The organism is Pseudoalteromonas sp. 19-MNA-CIBAN-0066 (genome assembly GCF_040308705.1).
Taxonomy (GTDB): Bacteria; Pseudomonadota; Gammaproteobacteria; order Enterobacterales; family Alteromonadaceae; genus Pseudoalteromonas; species Pseudoalteromonas nigrifaciens.
In genome coordinates, this window is sequence record NZ_JBEONZ010000003.1 from 109,056 (window position 1) to 134,282 (window position 25,227).

Annotated in this window: 22 protein-coding genes; 12 read left to right on the plus strand and 10 right to left on the minus strand. The window is 40.6% G+C overall.

Going from position 1 to position 25,227, the window contains the following annotated elements:
• Window positions 1–2: 2 nt before the first annotated feature.
• A complete protein-coding gene (locus tag AAEZ18_RS03295; protein ID WP_086998270.1) occupies window positions 3–947 on the minus strand; it encodes a DUF58 domain-containing protein in 945 nt (314 codons plus the stop codon).
• Between the two features lie 3 nt (window positions 948–950).
• Window positions 951–1,907, minus strand: a complete 957-nt coding sequence (locus AAEZ18_RS03300; protein WP_089367942.1) for an AAA family ATPase — start codon at window positions 1,905–1,907, stop codon at window positions 951–953.
• A gap of 328 nt (window positions 1,908–2,235) precedes the next feature.
• Between AAEZ18_RS03300 and fadI the strand changes: the two genes are divergently transcribed.
• Both fadI and fadJ read left to right on the plus strand, forming a co-directional pair.
• On the plus strand, window positions 2,236–3,546 hold the full coding sequence (gene fadI, locus AAEZ18_RS03305) for an acetyl-CoA C-acyltransferase FadI (RefSeq protein WP_339685624.1): 1,311 nt from the start codon (window positions 2,236–2,238) through the stop codon (window positions 3,544–3,546).
• The gene (gene fadJ / locus AAEZ18_RS03310) at window positions 3,546–5,735 is read left to right on the plus strand and encodes a fatty acid oxidation complex subunit alpha FadJ (protein WP_339685623.1); all 2,190 of its coding nucleotides are present in this window, start codon (window positions 3,546–3,548) and stop codon (window positions 5,733–5,735) included. Before fadI ends, fadJ begins: the two co-directional genes overlap by 1 nt.
• A gap of 343 nt (window positions 5,736–6,078) precedes the next feature.
• Here the strand turns inward: fadJ and AAEZ18_RS03315 are convergent, their stop codons facing one another.
• Window positions 6,079–6,465 carry an MmcQ/YjbR family DNA-binding protein gene (locus AAEZ18_RS03315; protein WP_011327657.1) on the minus strand — a complete coding sequence of 129 codons (387 nt, stop codon included), beginning with the start codon at window positions 6,463–6,465 and terminating at the stop codon, window positions 6,079–6,081.
• A 192-nt stretch (window positions 6,466–6,657) separates the two neighbouring features.
• On the opposite strand from AAEZ18_RS03315, the gene efpL reads away from it, so the two are divergent.
• Both efpL and AAEZ18_RS03325 read left to right on the plus strand, forming a co-directional pair.
• The gene (efpL, locus tag AAEZ18_RS03320) at window positions 6,658–7,230 is read left to right on the plus strand and encodes an elongation factor P-like protein EfpL (RefSeq protein WP_011327658.1); all 573 of its coding nucleotides are present in this window, start codon (window positions 6,658–6,660) and stop codon (window positions 7,228–7,230) included.
• Window positions 7,231–7,369: 139 nt separating this feature from the next.
• Window positions 7,370–7,564, plus strand: a complete 195-nt coding sequence (locus AAEZ18_RS03325) for a hypothetical protein (protein WP_011327659.1) — start codon at window positions 7,370–7,372, stop codon at window positions 7,562–7,564.
• 23 nt (window positions 7,565–7,587) lie between these two features.
• Here the strand turns inward: AAEZ18_RS03325 and AAEZ18_RS03330 are convergent, their stop codons facing one another.
• Window positions 7,588–9,843: a sensor domain-containing protein gene (locus tag AAEZ18_RS03330; RefSeq protein WP_089367946.1), complete on the minus strand. Its 2,256-nt coding sequence runs from the start codon at window positions 9,841–9,843 to the stop codon at window positions 7,588–7,590.
• A gap of 64 nt (window positions 9,844–9,907) precedes the next feature.
• Window positions 9,908–12,631 (minus strand): insulinase family protein, encoded by a 2,724-nt coding sequence (locus tag AAEZ18_RS03335; RefSeq protein WP_339685618.1) that lies wholly within the window; start codon window positions 12,629–12,631, stop codon window positions 9,908–9,910.
• Between the two features lie 192 nt (window positions 12,632–12,823).
• Between AAEZ18_RS03335 and sixA the strand changes: the two genes are divergently transcribed.
• A complete protein-coding gene (sixA, locus tag AAEZ18_RS03340; protein WP_086998294.1) occupies window positions 12,824–13,294 on the plus strand; it encodes a phosphohistidine phosphatase SixA in 471 nt (156 codons plus the stop codon).
• A 33-nt stretch (window positions 13,295–13,327) separates the two neighbouring features.
• Here the strand turns inward: sixA and AAEZ18_RS03345 are convergent, their stop codons facing one another.
• Together AAEZ18_RS03345 and smrB are read right to left on the minus strand one after the other, a co-directional pair.
• On the minus strand, window positions 13,328–14,251 hold the full coding sequence (locus tag AAEZ18_RS03345; protein WP_339685615.1) for an AEC family transporter: 924 nt from the start codon (window positions 14,249–14,251) through the stop codon (window positions 13,328–13,330).
• A 41-nt stretch (window positions 14,252–14,292) separates the two neighbouring features.
• The gene (gene smrB / locus AAEZ18_RS03350) at window positions 14,293–14,850 is read right to left on the minus strand and encodes an endonuclease SmrB (protein WP_041454372.1); all 558 of its coding nucleotides are present in this window, start codon (window positions 14,848–14,850) and stop codon (window positions 14,293–14,295) included.
• 123 nt (window positions 14,851–14,973) lie between these two features.
• Between smrB and prmB the strand changes: the two genes are divergently transcribed.
• The 3 genes from prmB (at window position 14,974) to AAEZ18_RS03365 (ending at window position 17,597) form a co-directional block, all read left to right on the plus strand.
• A complete protein-coding gene (gene prmB / locus AAEZ18_RS03355; protein ID WP_011327671.1) occupies window positions 14,974–15,909 on the plus strand; it encodes a 50S ribosomal protein L3 N(5)-glutamine methyltransferase in 936 nt (311 codons plus the stop codon).
• Window positions 15,910–16,014: 105 nt separating this feature from the next.
• On the plus strand, window positions 16,015–17,112 hold the full coding sequence (aroC, locus tag AAEZ18_RS03360) for a chorismate synthase (protein ID WP_086998304.1): 1,098 nt from the start codon (window positions 16,015–16,017) through the stop codon (window positions 17,110–17,112).
• A gap of 125 nt (window positions 17,113–17,237) precedes the next feature.
• Complete coding sequence (locus tag AAEZ18_RS03365; RefSeq protein ID WP_182679218.1) at window positions 17,238–17,597, plus strand: DUF4112 domain-containing protein; 360 nt, start codon at window positions 17,238–17,240, stop codon at window positions 17,595–17,597.
• Between the two features lie 9 nt (window positions 17,598–17,606).
• On the opposite strand, the gene AAEZ18_RS03370 is transcribed toward AAEZ18_RS03365, so the two are convergent.
• Window positions 17,607–18,299, minus strand: coding sequence for a 2'-5' RNA ligase family protein (locus AAEZ18_RS03370; protein ID WP_350593806.1), 693 nt, complete (start codon window positions 18,297–18,299; stop codon window positions 17,607–17,609).
• Between the two features lie 303 nt (window positions 18,300–18,602).
• Here AAEZ18_RS03370 and AAEZ18_RS03375 point away from each other — a divergent pair, with 303 nt between their 5' ends.
• The 4 genes from AAEZ18_RS03375 (at window position 18,603) to AAEZ18_RS03390 (ending at window position 22,286) form a co-directional block, all read left to right on the plus strand.
• Window positions 18,603–19,157: an elongation factor P hydroxylase gene (locus AAEZ18_RS03375; RefSeq protein WP_309216975.1), complete on the plus strand. Its 555-nt coding sequence runs from the start codon at window positions 18,603–18,605 to the stop codon at window positions 19,155–19,157.
• A complete protein-coding gene (locus AAEZ18_RS03380; protein ID WP_182684501.1) occupies window positions 19,147–20,262 on the plus strand; it encodes an ATP-NAD kinase family protein in 1,116 nt (371 codons plus the stop codon). Before AAEZ18_RS03375 ends, AAEZ18_RS03380 begins: the two co-directional genes overlap by 11 nt.
• Window positions 20,263–20,292: 30 nt before the next feature.
• Entirely contained in the window at window positions 20,293–20,568 is a 276-nt protein-coding gene (locus AAEZ18_RS03385; RefSeq protein WP_011327677.1) for a YfcL family protein, read from the plus strand.
• Window positions 20,569–20,729: 161 nt separating this feature from the next.
• Window positions 20,730–22,286: an AbgT family transporter gene (locus AAEZ18_RS03390; protein ID WP_011327678.1), complete on the plus strand. Its 1,557-nt coding sequence runs from the start codon at window positions 20,730–20,732 to the stop codon at window positions 22,284–22,286.
• 460 nt (window positions 22,287–22,746) lie between these two features.
• Here AAEZ18_RS03390 and AAEZ18_RS03395 read toward each other — a convergent pair whose 3' ends face one another.
• Both AAEZ18_RS03395 and AAEZ18_RS03400 read right to left on the minus strand, forming a co-directional pair.
• On the minus strand, window positions 22,747–24,597 hold the full coding sequence (locus AAEZ18_RS03395) for a DEAD/DEAH box helicase (RefSeq protein WP_011327679.1): 1,851 nt from the start codon (window positions 24,595–24,597) through the stop codon (window positions 22,747–22,749).
• 160 nt (window positions 24,598–24,757) lie between these two features.
• On the minus strand, window positions 24,758–25,021 hold the full coding sequence (locus AAEZ18_RS03400) for a GrxA family glutaredoxin (protein WP_011327680.1): 264 nt from the start codon (window positions 25,019–25,021) through the stop codon (window positions 24,758–24,760).
• Window positions 25,022–25,227: the final 206 nt, after the last annotated feature.

Consider the following 25,227-nt stretch of genomic DNA (forward strand, 5'->3'; position numbering starts at 1 on the left):
GGTTATTTTCTCACTAATTGCAGCTCAAGCGGTGTGGCTGCATTGAATGATATTAAATTAAGACCCGATTTAGTTAAGCGATTAAAGCGTGTGCTAAATGCCTGTTCGGCATTTTTAGCAAAGCGAGCTCTAAAACTACTATCCATAAGTGGTAGGGCAAAGTCTTGGCCATTGGCGCTTACTGTAACGGCTTGTTTAAATGCCGGTAACTGATGCTCAAATGGATCGCTTATGTGGCAACCAATTAGCTCGCAGTGACGGCTTAGTATTTCGAGCTGTTTAAAGCTGGCGTCGTCTAGGGCATTAAAGTCAGAAATTAAATACACTAAACTACCGGGTTTAGCCAAATGGTTAAGGCGCTTTAAGTTATCGCTAAAGTTGTTAGTGGCTTGCTCGTCAATTGCGTTAAGGGCTTGCTGGTGGCTATCACACAAATTATGACACAGCTTTAATACCGCTTTTTCACGGGCGCTGGGCTTGAGTTCTAAATGAGAGTGCTGATTAAATACAATGCCACCAATACGGTCACCACGTTGGCAGGCCGACCAAGCAACTAATGCGCTAATGTGCGCGGCTTGCACCGATTTTAATAACAACTGCGAGCCAAATAGCATCGAGTTTGAAAAATCAGTAAAAATAAACACCGGGCGCTCTTTCTCTTCTTGAAAAAGCTTAGTGTGTGTTTCGCCAGTGCGCGCAGTTACACGCCAATCAATAGAGCGAATATCGTCGCCTTGTTGATAGTGGCGTACTTCGGCAAACTCCATACCACGGCCTTTATGCGGCGCAAGGTATTGCCCGGTTAAGGTGTTTTTAATTTTTACTTTAGGAGCCAGCTCTAGCAATTGCGCTTTGGCTTTGTAATACATCAGCTCTTTAAGCGCTAAATTAACACCGTGGCTATGGCTTTGTGCAAGCCATGCTTGGGGATCTAATGGTGTTTGCATAAGTTACGGTACGGCTACAAGTTCAACAATACGGCTAATTACCTGATCTTTAGTAATGCCATCGGCTTGGGCTTCGTAACTTAAAATAATACGATGGCGCAATACATTATGTACTACTGCCTGAATATCGTCGGGCGCTACAAAATCGCGGCCTTGCAACCAAGCATGCGCACGGGCACATTTATCAAGAGCAATAGTGGCACGTGGGCTGGCACCAAACTCAATCCAGCTACCTAGTTGTGCATCTAACTTAGCGCCTTCACGGGTAGCTATAATAAGCTGTACTAAATACTGCTCAAGTGGTGGTGCTAAATAAAGGCCTAAAATAGCTTTACGAGCGGCAAATAAATCGCTTTGACTAATTTTTTGCATTACTGCTGGTTGCTCGTTTAATGCTTCGCCTCGGGTTAAACGCAGTATGTCTAATTCGTGCTCTGCGCCGGGGTAACCTATACTCAAATGCAGTAAAAAACGGTCAAGCTGCGCTTCAGGTAGCGGGTAAGTGCCTTCTTGCTCCAGCGGGTTTTGTGTGGCCATTACTAAAAATAAGTCACTTAGCGGATAAGTATTTTTACCCACAGTTACTTGGCGCTCTGCCATGGCTTCTAATAAGGCTGATTGTACTTTAGCTGGGGCACGGTTTATTTCATCAGCTAAAATAAGATTATGAAACAGTGGGCCTTTTTCAAATACAAACTCACTGGTTTGCTGACGATAAATATCAGTACCAGTAATATCGGCAGGGAGCAAGTCGGGCGTAAATTGCACCCGCTGAAACGAGCCTTCAATGCCTTTAGCTAAGGCGTTTACGGCGCGCGTTTTTGCAAGGCCAGGAGGGCCTTCTACTAATAAGTGGCCGTCAGCTAAAATGGTAATAAGTAGCGCTTGAGTAAGCTCTGGCTGGCCAATAATTTGTGTATCTAAGTACGTTTTTAATTGTGAAAATGCGTTAGCTGCCATAATAAATAGACTGTCCTCGTCAGCTGGAATAATACCAAAGTTATTTGGGTACGAAATACTGACCTAGTTATAAGGTTTAAAATTGGATAACTCAAGAGTTAGACTGTATTTTTAAAAATAGTTCGTTATTTATTAACGACTTTTAGCCTATCACAAAACTTTGTAAATGCGTCTAAAAAAGCCTATTGTAGTACTTATATAGTAGGTCTTAGAGAATTTTATTTGCCTACTAATCGATAAATTTCAGTTTATCTATTGGCTTTAGTACACGGGTTGTTTAGAATCGAGTAAAACAAACAGGTCAGACCTGTCAGCGGGAGCATAATTAATGTCTGAGCAAAACATACTTAAAACACAAAAAGGCGATCGTATAGCCATAGTTAGCGGCCTACGTACACCTTTTGCCAAGCAAGCAACAGCGTTCCACCATGTACCTGCACTTGATATGGGTAAACTTGTGGTTAACGAAATGCTTGAGCGATTAAATTTCAACAAGTCAGAAATTGATCAACTTGTATTTGGTCAGGTAGTACAAATGCCAGAAGCACCAAATATAGCACGCGAAATTGTATTAGGTACTGGCATGCCGGTATCGGTTGATGCGTATTCAGTATCACGTGCCTGTGCGACTAGTTTTCAGGCTATTGCCAACGTTGCTGAGTCTATTATGGCCGGCTCTGTTACTGTAGGTATTGCTGGTGGCGCCGATTCTTCATCGGTACTACCCATTGGCGTGAGCAAAAAATTAGCTGGCAGTTTAGTTGATTTAAATAAAGCGCGTACCTTAGGTCAGCGCTTAAAAATATTTTCAAAGTTGCGTTTAAAAGATCTATTGCCAGTGCCTCCTGCAGTTGCAGAGTACTCAACAGGCCTTTCAATGGGGCAAACTGCTGAGCAAATGGCTAAAACACATAACATTAGCCGTGAAGATCAAGATGCATTAGCGCATCGCTCGCATTCATTAGCAACCCAAGCATGGGCAGATGGAAAATTAAAAGATGAAGTAATGACGGCGCACTTACCGCCATATAAAAGCTTTATTGAAGAAGATAACAACATTCGTAAAAACTCAACGGTTGAAGGCTACGCTAAGCTTAAGCCAGTATTTGACCGCCAACACGGTACAGTAACTGCAGCAAACGCCACCCCTTTAACCGACGGTGCAGCTGCGGTATTAATGATGAGCGAAAGCAAAGCAAAAGCACTGGGTTACGAAATCCTTGGTTATGTACGCAGTTTTGCGTTTTCAGCCATTGGTGTTGAAAAAGATATGCTTATGGGTCCAGCTCATGCCACGCCTATCGCACTAGATAGAGCGGGTATTACCCTTGCCGACCTAGACTTAATAGAAATGCACGAAGCGTTTGCATCGCAAACACTCGCTAACATGAAAATGTTTGCCTCAGATAAGTTTGCGCAAGAGCACTTAGGTCGCAGCAAAGCGATTGGCGAAATTAACATGGATAAGTTTAACGTATTAGGTGGATCGCTTGCTTATGGACATCCATTTGCAGCAACCGGTGCTCGCTTAATTACGCAAAGCTTATACGAGCTTAAGCGTCGTGGTGGCGGTTTAGCATTAACAACAGCCTGTGCTGCAGGTGGTTTAGGTGCAGCTTTTGTATTGGAGAGTGCGTAATGTCAGATTCAGTATTTAATTTAACGGTTGATGAAAATAAAATCGCCGTAGTAACTATAGATGTGCAGGGCGAAAAAATGAATACCCTGCGCAGTAGTTTTGCCGATGATTTAAAAGCCTTACTAGCCGAAGCTAAACAGCAGTCTGTAAAAGGCATGGTATTTATTAGTGGTAAAAGTGATAACTTTATTGCTGGCGCTGACGTTAAAATGCTTGATAGTGTGCAAAAGCGTGAAGATGCTTTAGCTATTAGCGAGTTATGTCACCATGCATTTTTTGACATGGAAAACCTACCTTTCACTACGGTTAGTGCTATTCATGGCGCTGCTTTAGGTGGTGGATTAGAGTTTGCACTAGCCTGTGATTATCGCGTAGGCACCGACAGTGGTATTACCATAATTGGTTTGCCAGAAGTGCAATTAGGTTTATTACCTGGCGGTGGCGGTACTCAGCGTTTAACTAAAATAATTGGCATTCAAAAAGGCTTAGAATGGATGCTAACTGGTAAGCAAATTCGTGCAAAGCAAGCTAAAAAAGCCGGTGTATTAGATGATTGCGTACCACATAGCGTGCTATTAAAAGTAGCGAAAGAATTTGCCGCTAAAGGCAAAGCACCAGCTAAAGAGCCAAAACTCGACACCGTGAGCAAGCTGCTAGAATCAAATCCGTTTGGCCGTAACTTTATCTTTAAAAAAGCAAAAGAAAACGTCATTAAACAAACGGGCGGACATTACCCTGCGCCACTTTTAATTATTAAAGCAGTACGTGCAAGCGTAGAGCTCGATAAGCTAAAAGCGTATAAAACCGAAGCGGAAAGCTTTGCAACGCTGGTAATGAGCGACGAATCAAAAGCGCTGCGCAGTGTGTTTTTTGCAACCACAGAAATGAAAAAAGACTGGCGCAACGGCGACGCACCAGCAATTAACAAAACCGCAGTGTTAGGTGGCGGACTAATGGGCGCAGGTATTGCGCACGTAAGTGCCGTTAAAGCTAAAGTACCGGTACGTATTAAAGATGTAGCAGAGCAGGGCATTAGTAATGCAATGAGCTACACCTATAAAATTTTAGATAAGCGCATAAAGCGCCGTATTATGTCTAAAGCCGATATGCAGCTAACAATGAGCCGTATTACAGGCGCTACCGATTACAGCGGTTTTAAAAATATAGATTTAGTAATTGAAGCGGTATTTGAAGATCTTGAGCTTAAACAAGGCATGGTTGCTGATATAGAGCGTGAATGCCAAGAAAATACTATTTTTGCAAGTAATACCTCGTCATTACCTATTTCGCAAATTGCAGCTCAAGCTCAGCGCCCTGAAAACGTGATTGGTTTACATTATTTTTCACCAGTAGAAAAAATGCCACTGGTAGAAATTATTCCACACGCAGGCACCTCAAAAGAGACCATTACTCGTGTGGTAAATTTTGCGCGCAAGCAAGGTAAAACACCTATTGTAGTAAAAGATACCGCCGGCTTTTATGTAAACCGTATTTTAGCGCCTTACTTAAACGAAGCGGCTAACTTAATGCTAGCAGGCGAGCCAATTGAAAAAATTGATGCAGCCTTAGTTGAGTTTGGTTTTCCGGTAGGTCCACTGGCATTACTTGATGAAGTGGGTATTGATATTGGTTCTAAAATTGCGCCAATTTTAGAAAAAGAGCTAGGCGAGCGTTTTAAAGCACCCGATGCATTTACTCGTATGATAGAGTCAAAACGCCTTGGTCGTAAAACTGGTCGTGGCTTTTATGAGTACGATAAAAAAGGCAAAAAGGTTGATGAGTCAGTTTACGAACTACTAAACGTTACCCCAGCTCCACGTTTAAATAAAAGCGAAATTGCCAAACGTTGTATCGCACAAATGCTAAATGAAGCGGTTCGTTGTTTAGACGAAGGCATTATTGCCAGCCCGCGTGATGGTGATATTGGTGCTATTTTTGGTATTGGTTTTCCACCGTTCTTCGGCGGACCATTTAGCTATATGGATAAACTAGGCGCAAGTAAGATAAGCTCAGATATGTCTACATTAGGCAGTAGCAATGCAATTTTCACCCCTTGCGACACCCTTGTAGCAATGGCAGAGTCAGGTGCTAAGTTTTATGCCGCTCAGCCAAGCACAGAGCCAACAGTTGAGTCAGAGCCTGCAGAGCAAGCCACTGACGATGCTGCAGCGCCAAGTGCTAAAGAATAAGTAAATAAGCATTTACTAATAAAAACCGCATTTTATATGCGGTTTTTTTATGGCTAAATTATTTAAGCGAAAGCCTATTAAAAAGTTTACTAACCACTCAAATTATTAAACTCACTAAATATCACTTGAATAAGTAATAAACCATACCCTTAGAGAGTATTGTCTACTGCTTGAAAGTGGGTTTTTGTACTTGCTGATATTTAAAGGTAAACGCTGTGTGTTGAAAAGTGTTTTGGCATCGAGGTATATAACAGGAAGTTTGAATTTAGCTTTAGGGGGGGCTAAATATTGGTAATAAATACGCTTGAAGTACTTCAAGCGTATTTAAAATAAAATGGGGTATTTAAAGATGGGCGGCGATAATTTTTTTATCTTTTTCAGGCATGTTATCTACCACTAAATCAAATGAATTATCAATCATTCGCTTAATCTCATTTTGCGGGATTGTGCCATCTAGTATTATGGTATTCCATAGGCGTTTATTCATATGATAGCCAGGGATCACTGCAGTAAACATATCTCTTAATGCTAGTGCTTCGTCGGGGTCACATTTTAAATTTAACCACCAAATAGGCTCGCCATTGGCGTCGTTATTATCATCATTACCCAGTGCAAGGGTGGCAAACATTTTATGGTTTACCTTGTAAACATCAACTTCTTTAGAAAAAGGTTGGGTTACTTTAACTAGTGGTTTGTTAACTAAATACTCATGTACAGTTTGTTGGTCCATGATCCATTCCTTGAAGTCATACTCGATGAAACTACCATAACAGTTTTTTTAATGTTTGATTATATGTATTTTTGTAAAAATCATAATTTTATGAGTTAATCCAAGGTATAGCGGGGTTTTGAAGCAGTTTTAGTTGAACAAAATCTAGTTCGTGGTATGTTTCTCAGAGTCAAAAATAATAGGAATATATTCATGCCAAAGGCGAGTGAAGTTAAAAAAGGGACAGCCATTGATTTTAATGGTCGCGTTTTAGTTGTAAAAGATATAGTACGCTCAGTTCCACAAGGTCGTGCTGGTGGTAGTTTGTACCGTATGCGTTTATACGACGTAGTAACGGGCAGCAAAGTGGATGAAACATTTAAAGACAGTGATATGTTAACACTTGCTGATTTAACTCGTCGTGAAGCTATGCTTTCGTACATTGATGGTGACGAGTATGTGTTTATGGATAACGAAGATTACACGCCATATAATCTAAGTAAAGATGCGATTAGCGAAGAGATTTTGTTCGTAAATGAAGAAACTCAAGGCGTGCACGTTATTGTAATAGATGGCGCACCGGTTGGCCTAGATTTGCCATCAAGTGTTGAACTGGTTGTGGAAGAAACCGACCCATCTATTAAGGGTGCTTCGGCGAGTGCACGCTCAAAGCCGGCGCGTATGTCTACAGGGTTAAATATTTCAGTTCCTGAGCATATTTCTACAGGCGATCGTATTCGTATCAATACTGCAGAGCATAAATTTATGGGCCGTGCTGAAAAGTAAGCGCCTAATTATTTATATTAAAAAGCCGACTTGTTCGGCTTTTTTTATTGCTTAGATTCAAATAGTAAGTGCATAGCTTTAAAAACAGTCATTTTATGGTTAAAATACGCGGCTTGTTTTTACAGGTTTAGGTATTGCTTTGATTTTTGTTTTATTAAGCGCAGTGTTTATAGCGATTATGTATTTAGAGGCGATTAAAAAGGGCATGCCGGTTAAGCGTTGGCTGTTGTTAGCGGGTTTACTTGGGCCGGTTGCATGGTGTTTGTTTAATTTACATTATCGCCGTGCGTTACTGCGAAGTGTAGGCATTAACCCTTGCATATGGCGTCCTTAATTTTTTATTTCTGTTTTTTAACTTTAATTAGTGACAGCTACTTTTTTAATCTGGCTAATTAAACTAGGTACAGACTTGCTGTGCTGGAGTTTTAAAAATTCGGTAAACTCATCTTTTGATAGCGGCTTAGAGTAATAGTAGCCTTGTACTGTTTCACAGTTTAATTGTTTGAGTATTTCTATTTGCGACGCTTGCTCTACGCCCTCTGCAACCACATGTAGGTCAAGGTTATGGGCAATAGTAACAATTGAGTCGACCATATTGCGGCCGCGCTCGTTTTTCATGTCATCAATAAAGGCTTTATCAACTTTAAGCGTATTAAGCGGAAACTGCTTTAAATAGGCCAGCGAAGAGTAGCCGGTACCAAAGTCGTCCATTGCTAAATGAATACCTCGGGCGCTGAGTGAGCACATTATTGCGATAGCATCTTTAGGATCGTCCATTACCGTGCCTTCGGTAATTTCTAGCTCTAAAAAGTAAGAGGGCAATGCATTTTTTTGTAAAATCACATCAATACGTGTTGTTAGGTCGGGTAAACTAAATTGCTTTGCCGATAAATTCACAGCAACTCTGCCATTAAATAAGCCCGCATCAAGCCACTCTTTTACATCGCGACAGGCTTTATTTAAAACCACTTCACCAATTTCTATTATTTGCCCTGTTTCTTCTGCTATTGGGATAAAAACACCCGGGCTAATAATGCCTTTTTTAGGCGTGATAAAGCGTACTAATGCCTCCATTCCCACAAGTTTACCGGTGTGAATATTCATTTTTGGTTGGTAATACACGGCAAAATGATTTTCTTTTAAACCAAAGCGCATTAGGTTTTCTATTTGCAGGCGCTTTACGGCTTCACGGTTCATGGTGTCATTAAAAAACAGATAACTATTACCTTTCTTTTTAGCGTGGTACATAGCTGTGTCGGCATTTTTTAATAGTAGCTCTGGGGTATTACCATCTTCAGGGAACAACACAATGCCAACGCTTGAGGTAATGGCAAGCTCATGTCCGGCCATTTTAAAAGGCGTAGCAATAGCCGCTAAAAACTGTTTAGCGGTGCGGGTAATCGTATATATGTCGTTAGTATCAGACATTACCAGTGCAAACTCATCGCCGCCTAAACGATAAAACACGTCATTTTCGCGAGTGAGCTTATTTAGCCGCATAGCGAGTTTAGCTAATAAGCTGTCACCTAGTTGGTGCCCTAAAGAGTCATTTATTTTTTTAAAGTTATCTAAGTCGAAAACTAACAAAGCATGGTGCGAGTTTAGTTGCCCTAATTTTTGTAAGTCGGTAAAAAACAAATTACGGTTAGGCAGGTTGGTGGTGCGGTCTCTATTGGAGAGGTTATGCAGTTGCGATTCGGCTTTTTTACGCTCGGTTAAATCAGAGTATACAACGACATAGTTAGTTATTTGGTTTTGATCATTTCTAATTTCATCAATCGAAATTTCTATGGGCAATAAAACATGTGCACTATTGCGTAATTTAACTTCTTGTTGCAGGCTATCTCGCTGGTATACGGTTTTTTTAATGGTGTTAATGTAACTTTTATCGTAGCCGGGCAAATTAAAATCTTTTTTAAGATACTGCTCGCGCACGCCACCAAATAAGGTTAAAAAGCTGGGGTTAATATCCACTAACTTAAAGTTTTTATCGTAAATAGCCAGGGCATCGGTTAGCGATTCAACGCATTTTGCAAAAAGGTTTAAACGCTCTTCGGTTAGCTTTAATTGTGAAATGTCGCGCACTGTGCCTGTCATGCGTAAGGGACTAAGGTTGGTGTCTTTTTCTATTATTTTGCCGCGATCGAGTACCCAGAGCCAGCCGCCAAAATGATCTTTAATCCGATAAGTCGCTTCAAAAAAAGGAGTTTGCTGAGCAAAGTGTTTTTTAAGTAAATATTCTACTTGGGTAATGTCGCTTGGGTGAATAAGGCTTTTATTAGGTGGAAACTCTGTTGATAATATTGAATCCATTAAGTACTTATCGTTAATACGAAGTACTTTACCGGTTTTTATATTCCAATCCCAAAGGGTATCGCCACTGCCTTCAACAGTGCTTTTTAAGCGTTGTTCAGAAAGCATAAGTTGATAGCGCGAGCGCTTAAGTTTATATATAACCGTTAGCATGTAGCATAAAACAAGCACAATTATTGCGCTTGCCGTAACTGCAACGGTATTTAAATTTAAGTTAAAAGTTGCCTCTAAGGCATATAGGCTATGCGAGGCAACTAATAGGGCTAATAGTAAGCTTATTTTTATTATTATTGTGATCATTATTTTTATTGTTTTTATAACATTTAATTTTCAAACGACAATCTAAATCAAGCGTTACTCACTGTCAAAGAGAATGCGAGTAAAGGACCTGATTATGCGCTTTATTAGGCTTTGCAGAGCTTAAAAATTCATACCTAGGTCTATTTTCATTAAAAAGGCTTAGCGCGTATGCTTTTATATCTGCAAGGGTTAATGCATTTAATGCATCAAGCAAGCGTTGTTGCATATGAAACTTGTGATCACGATTACCAATAGCTAACCATAATCGTTGCGAGCGCAGTCGCAGGTTTTTATCTGCTTCGGCTATATGCGTGGTTAGGCCGTGCTTTTGTTGTAACCAATCTTGCGGGGTTAAATTATCGATATTGGTTAAATAGTCATGAATAAAGTTATTATGGCGCTGCAGTATTGTTTTGGCTTCAAACTTGGGTGATTGCACATAAAAAACAATGCCTGCGCGGGTATTAAAAGGCGCGTAACCGGCACCAACCAAATAGCCTAACTGTTGCGTGGTGCGCAGTTCGTTAAAGTAGTCTTGATTGATTAGATGATTTAGCGCCATCATTTTTACTTTTTCACTTACACAGTCGGTTTGCGCTTGATAATAAATAAGCATAGCGTGATCACTACAAGGCAGCGTTAACTCAAAGCGCGTTACTTTTTTAATTTCAAATAATGGTCGTGTTAAATCGGCTATTACAGCGGCGCTTTTTAAATGCGCGGCTACTTTTTTCTGAAAGCTAATAGCATCAGCTTGTTGCCAGTTACCATGTAAAAATGACTCTACATGCAGGGCTTTAAAAAAGTCTTGTCTAAATTCATTAAACTGCTGAAAACACGTGTTTTTTAATGCGTCAGCCAACTCGTCTGGCTGTGGATTCCACGGCATTATTTTTGCGCCTAACATGCTAAACAGCTCACCTACGGGCTTATTTTGATTACTGTTACGCCAATGCCTTACTAATTGCTTTTTATACTCGGCAAAACGTTTAGAGCAAATTTCTACGTTAAATAAAGCATCAATGAGTTCATCAACCAGCTCTAACTGGCTTGATGAGAGCCCCGCTGTATGTAGTGTTAACCCACCTTGATGAGACGTTAAGTGATAACTAAGTCCTGCAAGTTCGGCAGGGTAAAATTGCTCGCTAACGCTATCCATAAATAAATCAGAAAAGAGGCGGGTGAGTGCCATGTGCTTTACATCTTTTATTGCAAAGTCTGAGTCCATTGCCAAGTAAAAATGACCTTTGGCAACGCGAAAGGTGTTGTCTTGTTTAAACCAAAAATCAAAACCAGGCTCTGTGACTATTAGCTCAGGTTTTGTTTGTGGCTCAATTATATCAAACAGCTCAACGTCTTTGGTTAAATAAGGATTAACAACAGGTAAGCGCATTTCATTGAGTGGTTTATTAATGTTACTTAGTGCATCGAGCCAACTAGTCGAAATTTTTTCAACCTTGTAAGGTGTATTATACCAAGCTGCTTTATGTTGAGGCTCAACCCCGGGGTGAATAAGTACCAAGCGCATATTGTGTGGCTTTAACCATTGCATGGCCATTTCATGGGTGGCGTGTTTAAAGCCTTCCATTAAATAGTCGCCTTGTAAGTAGTTAGGCTGATCGTAATGTTGCATATTAATGCTTAAGTTACTTACCCAGTCTATTAAGCGCGATTGTTCTTGGTTATCGAAGGCAATTTGCAATAGCTTCTTTTTATCTTGGTATAAGCGCGGTAGCTGTTCAATATTGTTATTAATAAGGCAAATATACTCAAAGATCATTTCAATAATATCTTCAAAGTATTCAATACCTTCATCCGTTAGTGCCATACTAATATTAAAGTCTTTAAAATTACTGCCATTAATGCCACCCCCGGCAGAAAGTGCATTTATCCAGCCTTGCTGTTTTAAAATAGAGTATAAGGAGCCCGCACCTTCATAACCGAGTAAGTGTGCAATAAAGCTCACTGTTTTGTGACGATAAAAGTCATCAATATTAGGCATTGCAAAGCTCACTATAAGCTTTTGCATATGCTTATGAGGTTCAATGTGCAGCAGTTTTCCTAGGTCTTGCGCTCGGTATAGCGGCGCACTAATTGCGGGTTTTGGTTGCTTGGCGTTACCACAAACCGCAGTAAAGTATTGTTTTGTCCATGCTTGGAGAGTGTCGAGCTCCTCATTAGCGCATATGACCAAAGTCATGTATTGAGCTTGATAAAACTGCTTAAAAAAGTCTCTTAGCTCGTCGCTAATGCAGCGCTCTCTGTCGGCTAATGTTTGTAAATTACCTACCGAAAATTTAGCAAAAGGGTGAGCCGGATTAACCGTTTCTTTATGTACTTGGTATATACGACGGCCGTCGTCTTTAATTTTTAATTTAAATTCTGCTTCTATCGCGTTACGTTCTTTTTCTGTTTCTGCAGCATTTAATAATGGCGCAATAAAAAACCGGCTAAATTGCTTTAGCGCATGTTCAAATTCTTGATTATTAATGTCAAAAAAGTAGCAAGTGTGCTCAGTTCCGGTCCAGGCATTGGTATTGCCGCCCGCTTGTGATACAAAATTATTAAAGCTACCTGAGTCAGGAAATTGATCTGTGCCTAAAAATAGCATGTGCTCTAAAAAGTGTGCTAAGCCTTGCCTATCAACAGGGTCGTCAAAATGTCCAGCATTAACAGCCATAGACGCAGCGGCTTTTGTTGCATCTTTATCTTGCACTAAGAGTACTTTTAGACCATTGTCCAGTGTTAGAGCGCGGTAGGCTCTGTTATCATTGCGACTGATATTCAAATGATGCTCCTGAAACTAAATGTTTACTTGTTAACAACAGATGATAACTTCAGGACAGAGAAATACAGCGATAAGATTTACCTGAATACCATGACAGAACTATTTAAGAAATAAATAGTGTTACCTTGTTAATATAGCGGAAGAACGGGCAAATTGGCTACTGTTTTATATTCTTTAATTGGTTGATTTATTATGAAAACAATCTTAATAATGCGCCACGGCGAAGCAACGCCAATGCAGGCCGATGATGCAGCGAGACAGTTAACCCAAAAGGGTCATATTGAAGCTGAAAAAATGGGGCTGTGGCTGGCAAAAAACTATGCACCCGATGCGCTGTTAGTTAGTCCTTACATTAGAGCTCAACAAACAGCAAAAGGGGTTGCTAAAAATAACACGTTTAAATTTAGCGAAACCTGCAAAGACATTATACCTGAAGGTAAACCGCAAATTGCAGCCGATTACATCGAAACGTTAATAGCGGCGCATCCTGCGTGTAATACTTGGCTAGTAGTGGCGCACATGCCCATAGTAAGTTATTTGGTTGATCAGTTATGTGTGGGCCATATGCCTATTTTTAATACCGGTGCAGTTGCCGTAATTAATTATAATGAGCAAACCCAGCGCAGCGAATACCTTAGCATTCATGCTCCGGGTAACGTGTAATGCAATGAGTTAGCTGATTAGCTAATCAAGGCTCTATAATAAAAATGCCAGCCAAAGCGTAAAGCTTATACCACTTAAAACGGTCGACATAACCACAGTGCTGGCAAGCGTTGCTTGGTGTTGTTTTATTTGATTAGCAATAAGGTAGGCATTAACACCTAAAGGCGATGCACTTAATAATATAAGTACGTTGAGTAGTTGCGCCTCTAGCATAAACACAAATCGGCCTAACAATAATACTAAGCAGGGTAGCAATACTAGCTTTAATAATGTGGCGATTAGCGCGGGTTGCCAGTTTTGGCTTATTTTATAAAATGCTAAATTAGCTCCCAACACAAATAGTGCGCAGCCAATAGCGGGTTGTGAGAGTAAATCTAAGCCATTAATAATATCCAGTGGCAATGTAAGGCCTAAAACATTAGCCAATAACCCTAGGCTAATGCTAAGTACCACAGGGTTTAACAGCATGTTTTTGGCAAATTGTTGCCACGAAAACGCACTTTTTTCGCTTTTGGCACTCACTAAAAAGGTGAGAGTAAATAACAATGCACTATGAAAAGTGATAATCATAAATACTATACCAACCATTTCACGGCCAATTGCTGCAATAATTATTGGTAAGCCAACCAGTACGGTATTTGAATAGCTACTACCAAGAGCAAATACGCTATGGCGTTGATAATCACTGTGCTTAGTAATTAAAAATCGGTCTATTAAAGCGCCAATTATAAAAACACCCACAACCGCAATATAAAAACTTAAAAAGCCATTTAAGCTCACACTATTGTGTAAGTTAGCTTGCGCCATATTTAAAAATAAAAAAGCGGGGATACTAATATAAAAGGTAAATTTACTAATACCAGTTATATGTTGTTGTTCTAAAAATTGTGACTTAGTGCTAATAAAACCAGCAGTAACAATAAATACCAGCGGAAATATAATTGAAAAAATAGACACTAATATCGCCTTAAATAGTATTTAACCAGAGCTGTGGTTATTTAACGCCTAAACTCATCACTTTGCGGTAAATTAATTAAAATAAGTACAGCGCCTTTACCACCATATTCAAGCGGTGCTTGGTGCATTGCAATTACGTCAGGGTGTTGTACTAAATACTGCGGTACTTTGTGCCTGAGTATATGCCCACCAATGCCATGAATTATGCATGCACAATAGTAATGTTTCTTTTTGCATTCGTGGATCAAACCAGCTAGCTCATCTTTTGCAGACTCTTTATTTAAGCCATGCAAATCTAGGGTTAAATCTGGAACAAAGTCACCACGGCGTAGTTGCTTAGCTAAAAAGCGGTCTTGGCCATCTTGTACATAATTAACCGTACCATTGGTATCAATATCAGGTATATATTCATCCGAAAAGAAGAATTCTGACTGTTGTTGCTTTTTTTGCTGGGCAAACTGCTTTGCTTGTGACACTTTAGGCTTATTAGTAAAGCGGTGAGTGTCTTGTTTAAAAACGCGCGCACCAGTGATACTTTGACGAAACATGTCAATGTCATCATTGCTAATTGGGCTGTTTGAATAAGGATCTTTTTTCATAGCGGCAGTCTAAACAAAAAAAGGGTAAAAATCGAGATAAAAGGCGTTACAATAGGGCAATCGGGAGGCGATTGTGGCCTCGATTGAATTAATAATTTTGAAAGTAGCAGGCAGGCAATACACATGAGTGAATTACAAATAGAAGAAGCAACGCTAGAAGAAGCTGTAGCAGAACTTTCAACCTTACACGACTGGTTACGTTGGACTACAAGCCAATTTGCCAGCAGTGGTATTTTTTTTGGTCACGGTACTGATAATGCGTGGGACGAAGCGGTAAATTTATTATTACCCGCATTAAGCTTACCAATAGATGCGCCGAAAGAATTAATGCATGCGCGTTTAACGAGTACAGAAAAAAACAGCTTAGCGGGCTTAATTGCTGAGCGTATTAACGATTTTACCCCAGTGCCGTATTTAACCAACATTGCTTGGTTTGCGAATATGCCATTTTATGTAGACGAGCGCGTGCTTATTCCACGTTCGCCATTTGCAGAGTTAATTAATAACCGCTTTACCCCTTGGCTTGAAGAGCCTGAGTCGGTTAAGCGTATTTTAGATTTATGTACGGGTTCTGGTTGTATCGCGATTGCACTTGCACAAGCGTTTGAAAATGCGCAGGTAGATGCGGTTGATATTTCTTATGAAGCTCTAGAAGTAGCCGACATAAATATTACAGACTACCAGTTAAGTGAACGAGTATTGCCAATTCAGTCAGATGTGTTTAGTGGTGTACCAGGGCAAACATACGACCTGATCATAGCTAACCCGCCGTACGTTGATGCTGAGGACATGGCCGACTTACCGCGTGAGTTTCATCATGAACCAGAACTTGGTTTGGCTTCAGGCCACGACGGCCTAGACGTAACCCGCACTATATTAAGCGAAGCAAGTAAGCACCTTACTGCAAACGGCTTATTGTTTGTAGAGGTAGGTAACTCTATGGTACATATGGATGCATTGTATCCGGGTGCGCCATTTGAATGGGTTGAGTTTGAACAAGGTGGTTTAGGTGTGTTTGTTATTAGCAAACAGCAACTTGATGAGTATTTTGCACAATAAAAATCAATATCATTTATAGAATATGTATTTGAATATAAATTGATATAAGTAAATAGCCGAGTGTAAAGCTCGGCTATTGGTAGTCATTAGGAATGAGGAAAAGTAATGGCAGGTAATAGCATTGGACAGTTATTTAAAGTGTCTACTTTTGGTGAGAGCCACGGCGTTGCATTAGGCGGCGTTGTTGATGGTACACCAGCAGGTCTTGAAATCACCGAGGCCGACCTACAAATAGATTTAGACCGTCGTAAACCGGGGCAAAGTCGTTATACCACGCAGCGCCGTGAAGACGATCAGATAAAAATTCTTTCAGGCGTATTTGAAGGTAAAACCACAGGTACTAGCATAGGTTTACTTATTGAAAACACCGATCAACGCTCAAAAGATTACGGCAAAATTAAAGATGTGTTTCGCCCAGGTCATGGCGATTACACCTATTGGCATAAATACGGCCTGCGCGATTATCGCGGTGGTGGTCGCTCATCAGCGCGCGAAACGGCAATTCGTGTTGCTGCGGGCTCTATTGCTAAAAAATATTTAAAACAATTTCATGGTATCGAAATAAAAGCCTGCTTAAGTCAGTTAGGGCCAATTAAAGCAGACGTTTTTGATTGGAACGAAGTTGAAAACAACTTATTCTTTTTTCCTGATGTGAGCAAGTTAGAAGCGCTTGATGAATATATGCGCGGCCTTAAAAAGCAAGGTGACTCAGTAGGCGCAAAAGTAAAAGTAGTGGCAAGTAATGTACCTGTAGGCCTTGGTGAGCCAGTATTTGACCGCCTTGACGCCGAACTTGCGCATTCGTTAATGAGCATTAACGCGGTTAAAGGTGTTGAAATTGGCGACGGCTTTGATGTAATTGAGCAAAAAGGCTCAGAGCACCGCGATGAACTAACACCACAAGGGTTTACCTCTAACCATGCGGGCGGCGTATTAGCCGGTATTTCTACGGGGCAAGATATTATTGCTTCTATTGCGCTAAAACCTACCTCAAGCATTACCATACCGGGTAACAGTATAAATACTGAAAACGAAGCGGTTGAGATGATCACCAAAGGTCGTCACGATCCGTGTGTAGGTATTCGTGCTGTACCAATTGCTGAGGCGATGATGGCCATTACTTTAATGGATCATTTGCTACGTCAACGTGGACAAAACCCACATGTACACCACGAGCATGGGCCGATACCCGGTTCGGTATAATTGCAGTTACATTAAGTAGATAATAAAAACGCGGGCGATCCGCGTTTTTTGTATTTGTTTATCAGTGCAAGTTCAACTTTTTAACTAAAGTTAATTAAACAGGTTTGAGGGAGCTAAATGTGACAATGACAAATAACGTAAAGGCTCAGCAACAAGCTGTACTGAAAAGGCTGGAGCGTTTTAGCTTCATTACCGACAGCAGTTTAAAAATTCCTTTTACTAACTTTAAAGTTGGTGCCGATGCGATTATTGGTTTATTGCCCGTTGCCGGTGATATGGCCGGTTTTATTTTATCTGCTTATGTATTAATTGAAGCGCAGCGCTTAGGTGTTAGCTGGACTATAAAACTACGTATATTAGCTAATATGCTTATCGACTTTGTGGGCGGTTTACTACCCATAGTAGGCGATATTTTTGATGCTTACTTTAAAGCAAACACCCGAAATACCCAGCTACTAAAAAAATACTTAGCGCAGCAAAAGTAATAAAGCAATTTAGCTTTTACCCTTGTTAAAAAAGTACTCTGCAATAACCTGCTTTTGTTGACCAAACTGATCTGAAATCCCTATACCTACACCTATTATTTGCCCCTGTGCTTTAGGTGGGTTATCCTGTATTTGTTTATTTATAACAGCCAGTTGAGGGCTTTTCTCGTTAGCTAATAATGTTAAATGTGGCTGAAAGTTTTGAAAAACATTAGGGCTGCCGTAGCGCTTAAATGCAGTTAACTTGTTGGGGTAGTTTTTAACCCAAGTAGGCACAGTAACATTTCGCTCGCGCAGCGGTTCAATAGCAAGTGTTATCTCGTCAGATAGTCTTTGTAATTGGCGCGACGGCTGTAAATTAATAAAAGCCCAATTACTTTTAGTTACGCTAAAGCCTTCAGCGGTTATGGGAAATGGTTGCTGTTGCGCTACGATGTTTTTTACCGCAAGTTTAATTGCCTCCTCTGTACCGGGCGCAAAGTCAGTTAAATATAAAGTAGCGTGTACCGGCATGCCTTTATCGTAAAAGCTAACCATACCCGCTTGTTTTAATACATCACTGGTTTGCGCCATTAAAGTAATGATTGGTTGCGAAGGAATAGCAAACACATTAATACTGATGTTTTTTGCAACAGCAGGCAGTGATACACCCATAAGCCCAAGCAGGGCAATAAATAAAAATTTAACCTTTTTTATACTCATTAGTTTAAACATAATTTTAGTATTTCATTAAGCAGCTCTGTCGTTATAGTGATGGTAAGGGTTATTGCTCAAGCAGTAAATACGCCAAACAGTATAAATACCAGCTATTTGACAGCACCTTATATAGCTATTATTAGCAAGCCCCACGGGCTTTATAAAACGCCGTTACATGGAAGTATTAACCCGCTATCCAATTTTTTACATTCGCTGCGAAAGCCCGTACAATTCACCTCGTTTTTAGCGCGCACATTTTTAATATAATGAGCAGTAAGCCCTATATTCAGAGTAAGTAATTAAACTTTTATGCATAAAATTGCTGATTTAATTTCTATTTTTGCAGCCACTTTTGACCAAAGCTATAATACGCGGCTGGTTAAAGGCGAGCACGAACCTATTTATATTCCTAGCTGTGATAAAACGCCGTATCACCAAATTGTGTTTGCTCATGGCTTTTACGCCAGTGCCCTGCACGAAATAGCACATTGGCTGGTGGCGGGAGATAAGCGCCGTTTACTTGAAGATTACGGCTATTGGTATTGCCCCGACGGCCGCGATAAGCAAAAACAAGCCGAATTTGAAAATGTAGAAATAAAACCGCAAGCCATTGAGTGGCTATTGAGTACCGCCGCAGGTTTTGAATTTAATGTGTCGGTAGATAATTTAAATGGCGAGCAAACGTGTCGTTTTGATTTTCAGCAGCGAGTACACCAACAAGTTTTAACACTTATTAATAACGGTTTTAACTCCCGTACCGAGGCATTGCTAAAAGCACTAAGCCATTTTTATAATACGCCATGGCCAATGAGTGCACAGCAATTTAATTGGCAACATCCCAAGGAGCCCAAGGATGCAGTTTAAGTTAGGTTTAATTATAAACCCGCTAGCGGGTTTAGGCGGCACTGTAGCGTTAAAAGGTAGCGATGGCGCAGCAACTGCAGCAAAAGCGCTAGCACTTGGCGCTCAGCCTAAAGCTAATAGTCGTACAAAAGCCGCACTTGAAGTATTACTGCCTTATAAAAACCAATTAACTATTTATACAGTAAATGGCGATATGGGCGAGCACTGTGCTAAAGCACTCGGCTTTAAGGTGCAAGTAATATATAACAGCAATGCTATAACCACAGCCAACGACACAGAGCAGGCTGTAAAAGCACTTAAAGAGCTAGGTGTAGATTTAGTTTTATTTGCTGGAGGCGACGGCACAGCGCGTAATATTTGCCATGCTGTTGAGGACACAATACCCGTACTGGGTATTCCTGCTGGCTGCAAAATACATTCAGGGGTATATGCAATCACGCCAAAAGCAGCAGGGCGTGTAGTCGAAATGCTGGTAAAAGGCGATTTAGTTACCTTAGGTGACGCCGATGTAATGGACATTGACGAAGAGGCATTTAGACAAGGCACAGTTAAAGCTAAACGTTATGGCGAAATGCAAGTACCAAGCGAAGTGCGTTACATGCAAGCGGTTAAAAATGGCGGTAAAGAAACCGACGAGTTAGTGCTTGTAGATATTGCCGCCTATGTGGTGAGTGAAATGGATGAGGACACTTTTTACATTATGGGCAGTGGCTCAACCGTTGCTGCAGTAATGGAAGAAATGGGGTTAGAAAATACACTCTTAGGTGTCGATTTAGTTAAAGATCAAACCCTTATAGCGCAAGACCTAACCGCAGCGCAATTACTTGAGCATACGCAAGGTCAAAAAACTAAATTAGTGATCACCTTAATTGGCGGCCAAGGACATATTTTTGGTCGTGGTAATCAACAGCTTAGCCCCGCGCTTATTCGCGCTATTGGCACTAATAACATTATAGTAATAGCTACAAAAACAAAATTGCAGGCTTTAAATGGCCGCCCACTTATTTGTGACACCGGCGATAGCAGTTTAGATGATGAACTAACCGGTTATATTAAAGTTACATGCGGATTTAACGACCACATTATGTATGCAGTAGGGTATTAATACCCATTGCAAAACCAGGAGACAGAATAAATGAGTTTAGTAAACTATATTGATGCAGCCCAACACTATTTTGATGATTTAGTGATTAAAGCCACCGATGATGAATTATTTGCAGGAGGCTATTTGCGAGGTCACTTTGACTTAGCAGTAGGGTATGCGCAAGTAGAAAAGCTAACTATTAGCACAGATGAACTTAACGAAACCGTAGAGCAAAGCTTAGTGAAAGCTTATCATAATGGTGAACTTAATGAAGATGACAAAACCCTTGTTGCTCGTTTGTGGGAAGAAGTAAAAGCATTGGCCTGAGTAAACCTAGGCTAAAACTAATTTAAACGCGATACGCTACTGGCTTATCGCGTTTTTTTTGTTTAAAAGTATTGATATGAGGGAGTTAGCCTCAGGTTAATTTACTGTTGTGTAAAGATAGGATATGGTTATTGAAAATATGATTTAGAGAGCTTTAAAGAATGAATAATAACCAAAGTGCAGTGCCAACTGGTTTAATTGCACGATTTTTAAATTTTGTTGAACGGGTAGGTAATAAGCTTCCTGATCCGGCCATTATATTTTTGTTTGCCATGTTACTAATTTGGTTTTTGTCGTGGTGGTTTTCAGGCGTAAGCTTTGATGCAATAGATCCACGTACCGGCGAAGCCATTATTATCAATAATATGCTAGCAAGTGATTCGCTCGCCACCTTTTTATCCTCTATGGTAAAAACCTTTACCGGCTTTGCACCCTTAGGCGTAGTGTTAGTGGCTATGTTAGGTGTGGGGGTTGCAGAGCATTCGGGCTTTATTAATACCGGCCTTAAGTTAATGCTTAAAGTGACGCCTAAAAAGTTATTAACGCCTTCAATTATTTTAGTGGCCATTGTAAGCCATACCGCAACTGATGCAGGTTATGTATTAGTTATTCCACTAGCTGGGGTTATATTTTATGCTGCAGGGCGCCATCCGCTTGCGGGTATTGCTGCTGCATTTGCGGGTGTGAGTGGTGGTTTTGGGGCTAACTTTATTCCATCGGGTATCGACCCATTGCTACAAAGTTTTACCCAAAGTGCGGCGCAAATAATTAATCCTGCAATGACAATTAACCCGTTAAATAACTGGGCATTTGCTTCAGCATCTAGCTTATTTATAGTGGCATTAGGCTGGTATATTACCGATAAAATTATAGAACCACGTTTACAAAAAACCGCGGTAGATGGCGCTAAAGAAGATTTACCCGTATTTGAAGATGCCCGCAGTGATGAAAAACGTGCATTTATAATTGCCAGTTCAGTTATGGTTGCAGGCCTTGCGTTACTTGCTTATGTATCGGCAGATAGTAACTCGGCAATGCGCAGCAGCGATGGCTCGTTAACTAATTTTAGCTCGCCATTAATGCAATCTATCGTACCGTTAATCTTTTTATTATTTTGGATACCCGGCGCGGTTTACGGCTTTACCGTAGGCACCTTTAAAACCTCTAAAGACATGATAGATGCCATGAGTAAAGCGATGAGCGGCATGGCATATTATATTGTAATGGCATTTTTCTGTTCGTTATTTATTGCCGCATTTAGTAAATCAAACTTAGGTGCATTGCTAGCAATCGAAGGCGCGCAGTTATTAAAAGCAATGCAGTTGCCAAGCGCAGTAACGGTTGTGGGAATTATCTTTTTAACCGGCTTTGTTAACTTATTTGTAGGTTCAAGTTCAGCAAAATGGGCATTACTTGGCCCCATATTTGTACCTATGCTAATGCAACTTGGTATTTCGCCAGACTTAACTCAAGCGGCTTATCGTGTTGGTGACTCAAGCTCTAATATTATTACACCGTTAATGCCCTATTTCCCATTAGTGGTGGTGTACTGTCAAAAGTATGTGAAAGGCACCGGCATAGGCACTTTAATTGCTATTATGCTACCGTACTCAATCGCCTTTATGATTGGCTGGAGTATCTTTTTATTAGGTTACTGGGCACTTGGTATCCCACTAGGGCTTGATGCCAGCTACGTTTACCCAGCGCTAGCGCCTTAACGTAAAACAAATAGATAATATAAAAGTAAAAGCCTCATCATGAAATTGGTGGGGCTTTTTTGTGTTAAGAGATCAGATTTAACCGTAGGGCAAACACTGTACCCCGAATAAAGTAACCTTAATAAAAGTAATGCTAAAAGTTACTATGGCATTGCCTTCCTCATTTACTGCTGATTGTCTGCTCTTTGTTTAAATGCTTTTAAGTGAGTTATTCACCAAGAGGATAGGAGACACTGCGCTTTAGAGAAGTAATAGAGCAGTGCAGATAAGAAAGGGGTGTGCAGGCGAGAATTTAGCTGTGAGGTAGAAATAAAATATCGGGTTTATTTTCTCAGGGGAATATTATTTTTTGCCTAGAGCCTAGAGCCTAGAGCCTAGAGCCTAGAGCCTAGAGCTTTATTTTAGGCACAAAAAAACCTTGCTCACTTACGTGGCAAGGTTTTTATTAAAGAGTCGTTGCTTATTTCGGCGTTGTAAAGCTTACTGGGCGACGTTCTTTACGAGGACCGCTGCGCTTATCACCGCGTGCGCTGTCATCTTTATTAAAGCTGCGTTTTTCGCCGCCAGCTGGACGCTCAGAGCGTTCGCCACGTGGCTCAGCAGGACCTTGATCAGCAGTGATTGTTAAGCCCATAGGACGTTTACAAATAAACACTTTTTGGAAATGATCAAGTACATCTTTAGGCATGTTTTTCGGTAATTGAACCGTGCTGTGATTATCGTGTAGACGAATATCACCAATAAACTTGCTTGAAATGTCAGCTTCGTTAGCAATAGCGCCAACAATGTTCTTAACCTGAACACCATGTTCACGACCTACTTCGATACGGTATGTATCCATAGGACCTGCATCACGGCTGTTACGCTCACGAGGTTTACGTTCAGCGCGCTCGCCACCACGTTCACCGCCACGTTCGTTACGACGACCACGATCACCACGGTCATTGCTACGTGGGTTACGATCATTGCGCTCGTTACGTTCGCGAGGTTGAATTTTAACTTCTTCAACCTTAATTGGTGATTGTTGCTGTGCTAAACACAGTAACGCACCAGCAAGGTCTTCAGCAGAAAGTTCAAGCTTTTGAGCCATGTTTGCTGCTACTTCATTAAAGAAAGTAATATCTTTGTTTTCAAGAGCAAGTGTTAACTTGGCTTGTAACGCTTCGATACGTTTTTCTTCAACAATTTTAGCTGTTGGTAATTCAACTTGTGCAATATCTGAATTCGTATGACGAATGATATTTTTAAGTAAATAACGTTCGTTATGTTTTACGAATAAGATTGCTTTACCAGTACGACCAGCACGACCTGTACGGCCGATACGGTGAACGTAGGCTTCAGAATCTTGTGGAATATCGTAGTTGATAACTAAACTTAAACGGTCAACATCTAGACCACGTGCCGCTACGTCTGTTGCAATAACAACATTTAGCATGCCGCTTTTTAAGCGCTCTACTGTGCGTTCACGTGCTTGCTGGTTCATGTCACCGTTAAGTGGAGCGGCAGAGAAACCTTCGCGCTCTAATAATTCAGCAAGTTGTACTGTATCGTTACGCGTACGTACGAAAACAATAGCGCCTTCATATTGCTCAGCTTCTAAAAAGCGAACAATGGCTTTATTCTTATGAATGCTTGCATTCCAAAACACTTGCTCTACTGATGATACAGTTGAGTTACGCGCAGAGATATGAACCTGTTCAGGATTGTTCATATACTTGCTGCTGATGTTTTGAATTTGCTTAGGCATGGTCGCAGAGAAAAGACATGTTTGCTTTTCGCGCGGTGTTTTTTCCATGATGCTTTCTACATCATCGATAAAGCCCATACGTAACATTTCATCGGCTTCATCAAGTACAAGTGCTTGTAGAGCATCAAACTTGATAGTGCCACGGTTAATATGATCGATTAAGCGACCTGGAGTAGCTACGATAACTTGCGCGCCACGACGAAGTGCACTTAGTTGGATACTGTAGCTTTGGCCACCATAAAGTGCCAATACTTCAATACCACGAACATGTTTAGCATATTGTTCAAATGCCTCAGCAACTTGGATCGCAAGCTCACGGGTTGGTGTGAGTACAAGGATCTGTGGCTGTTTCACAGACGGGTCAATATTATTTAATAGTGGTAGTGCAAATGCTGCGGTTTTACCTGTACCCGTTTGAGCTAGTCCCAGTACGTCCTTTCTTTCTAGCAATAACGGTATACATTGAGCTTGGATTTCAGATGGTGTCTTGTAACCCAACTCTTCAACTGCCTTCAAAATTGCAGGAGAAAGATTTAGAGATTCAAACGTGACTGGTTCTGACATTAATACGCCTCAACGAATTTAAAGAGGCGCGCATTATAAAGGATAAATGCGGTAAATGCTTGTAGAAATTACAACTAATTTATAGGTGATTGATGTTGGTCGAAATTTAACCAGCTAAGTAACTAGATTACTTAACTGGTTAACATATTTGATACAGAACTTATTGATAAAGTCCAAGATTCTCTTTGGCGTAGGCCTCAAACTCTGTAAAACCACCAATGTGTTTTTGGTCTACAAAGATTTGCGGCACTGTTGGGCAAGGTTTGCCGGCAGACTTTTCAAGATCTTCTTTACTTATGCCTTCTTTAATAATGTCGATATAGCGAAATTTAAAATCATCACGCTCATTTGATAGTTGTTCTGCTACGTCTTTAGCACGAACACAAAATGGGCAGCCTTCACGACCAAAAATTACAGTTAACATAGTGAACTCCTCAATTAAATTGCTACTAGTGTAACCAATTGAGTTAAATATTAAAGAGCAAACAAGCGATTAAGCTGTTCGCTTTTATTGATATGCCTTAGGGATCAGCGTTTTTAAATAATCGCTACTGTTATTGGGCGCTTAATGTGGTGTTAAAAGTAAAATAAATAATTTTTTGAAAAATCATCTTGAAAACACTTTTGCAG

What these genes read in the sequence shown, in the direction of transcription:
- AAEZ18_RS03385 (WP_011327677.1), top strand. Translation starts at nt 20,293, where the DNA reads ATGAGTTTAGTAAACTATATTGATGCAGCCCAACACTATTTTGATGAT.
- efpL (WP_011327658.1), top strand. Translation starts at nt 6,658, where the DNA reads ATGCCAAAGGCGAGTGAAGTTAAAAAAGGGACAGCCATTGATTTTAAT.
- aroC (WP_086998304.1), top strand. Translation starts at nt 16,015, where the DNA reads ATGGCAGGTAATAGCATTGGACAGTTATTTAAAGTGTCTACTTTTGGT.
- prmB (WP_011327671.1), top strand. Translation starts at nt 14,974, where the DNA reads ATGAGTGAATTACAAATAGAAGAAGCAACGCTAGAAGAAGCTGTAGCA.
- AAEZ18_RS03365 (WP_182679218.1), top strand. Translation starts at nt 17,238, where the DNA reads ATGACAAATAACGTAAAGGCTCAGCAACAAGCTGTACTGAAAAGGCTG.
- fadI (WP_339685624.1), top strand. Translation starts at nt 2,236, where the DNA reads ATGTCTGAGCAAAACATACTTAAAACACAAAAAGGCGATCGTATAGCC.
- AAEZ18_RS03380 (WP_182684501.1), top strand. Translation starts at nt 19,147, where the DNA reads ATGCAGTTTAAGTTAGGTTTAATTATAAACCCGCTAGCGGGTTTAGGC.
- fadJ (WP_339685623.1), top strand. Translation starts at nt 3,546, where the DNA reads ATGTCAGATTCAGTATTTAATTTAACGGTTGATGAAAATAAAATCGCC.
- AAEZ18_RS03395 (WP_011327679.1), bottom strand. Translation starts at nt 24,597, where the DNA reads ATGTCAGAACCAGTCACGTTTGAATCTCTAAATCTTTCTCCTGCAATT.
- AAEZ18_RS03330 (WP_089367946.1), bottom strand. Translation starts at nt 9,843, where the DNA reads ATGATCACAATAATAATAAAAATAAGCTTACTATTAGCCCTATTAGTT.
- sixA (WP_086998294.1), top strand. Translation starts at nt 12,824, where the DNA reads ATGAAAACAATCTTAATAATGCGCCACGGCGAAGCAACGCCAATGCAG.
- AAEZ18_RS03315 (WP_011327657.1), bottom strand. Translation starts at nt 6,465, where the DNA reads ATGGACCAACAAACTGTACATGAGTATTTAGTTAACAAACCACTAGTT.
- AAEZ18_RS03300 (WP_089367942.1), bottom strand. Translation starts at nt 1,907, where the DNA reads ATGGCAGCTAACGCATTTTCACAATTAAAAACGTACTTAGATACACAA.
- AAEZ18_RS03375 (WP_309216975.1), top strand. Translation starts at nt 18,603, where the DNA reads ATGCATAAAATTGCTGATTTAATTTCTATTTTTGCAGCCACTTTTGAC.
- AAEZ18_RS03400 (WP_011327680.1), bottom strand. Translation starts at nt 25,021, where the DNA reads ATGTTAACTGTAATTTTTGGTCGTGAAGGCTGCCCATTTTGTGTTCGT.
- AAEZ18_RS03295 (WP_086998270.1), bottom strand. Translation starts at nt 947, where the DNA reads ATGCAAACACCATTAGATCCCCAAGCATGGCTTGCACAAAGCCATAGC.
- AAEZ18_RS03370 (WP_350593806.1), bottom strand. Translation starts at nt 18,299, where the DNA reads ATGAGTATAAAAAAGGTTAAATTTTTATTTATTGCCCTGCTTGGGCTT.
- smrB (WP_041454372.1), bottom strand. Translation starts at nt 14,850, where the DNA reads ATGAAAAAAGATCCTTATTCAAACAGCCCAATTAGCAATGATGACATT.
- AAEZ18_RS03390 (WP_011327678.1), top strand. Translation starts at nt 20,730, where the DNA reads ATGAATAATAACCAAAGTGCAGTGCCAACTGGTTTAATTGCACGATTT.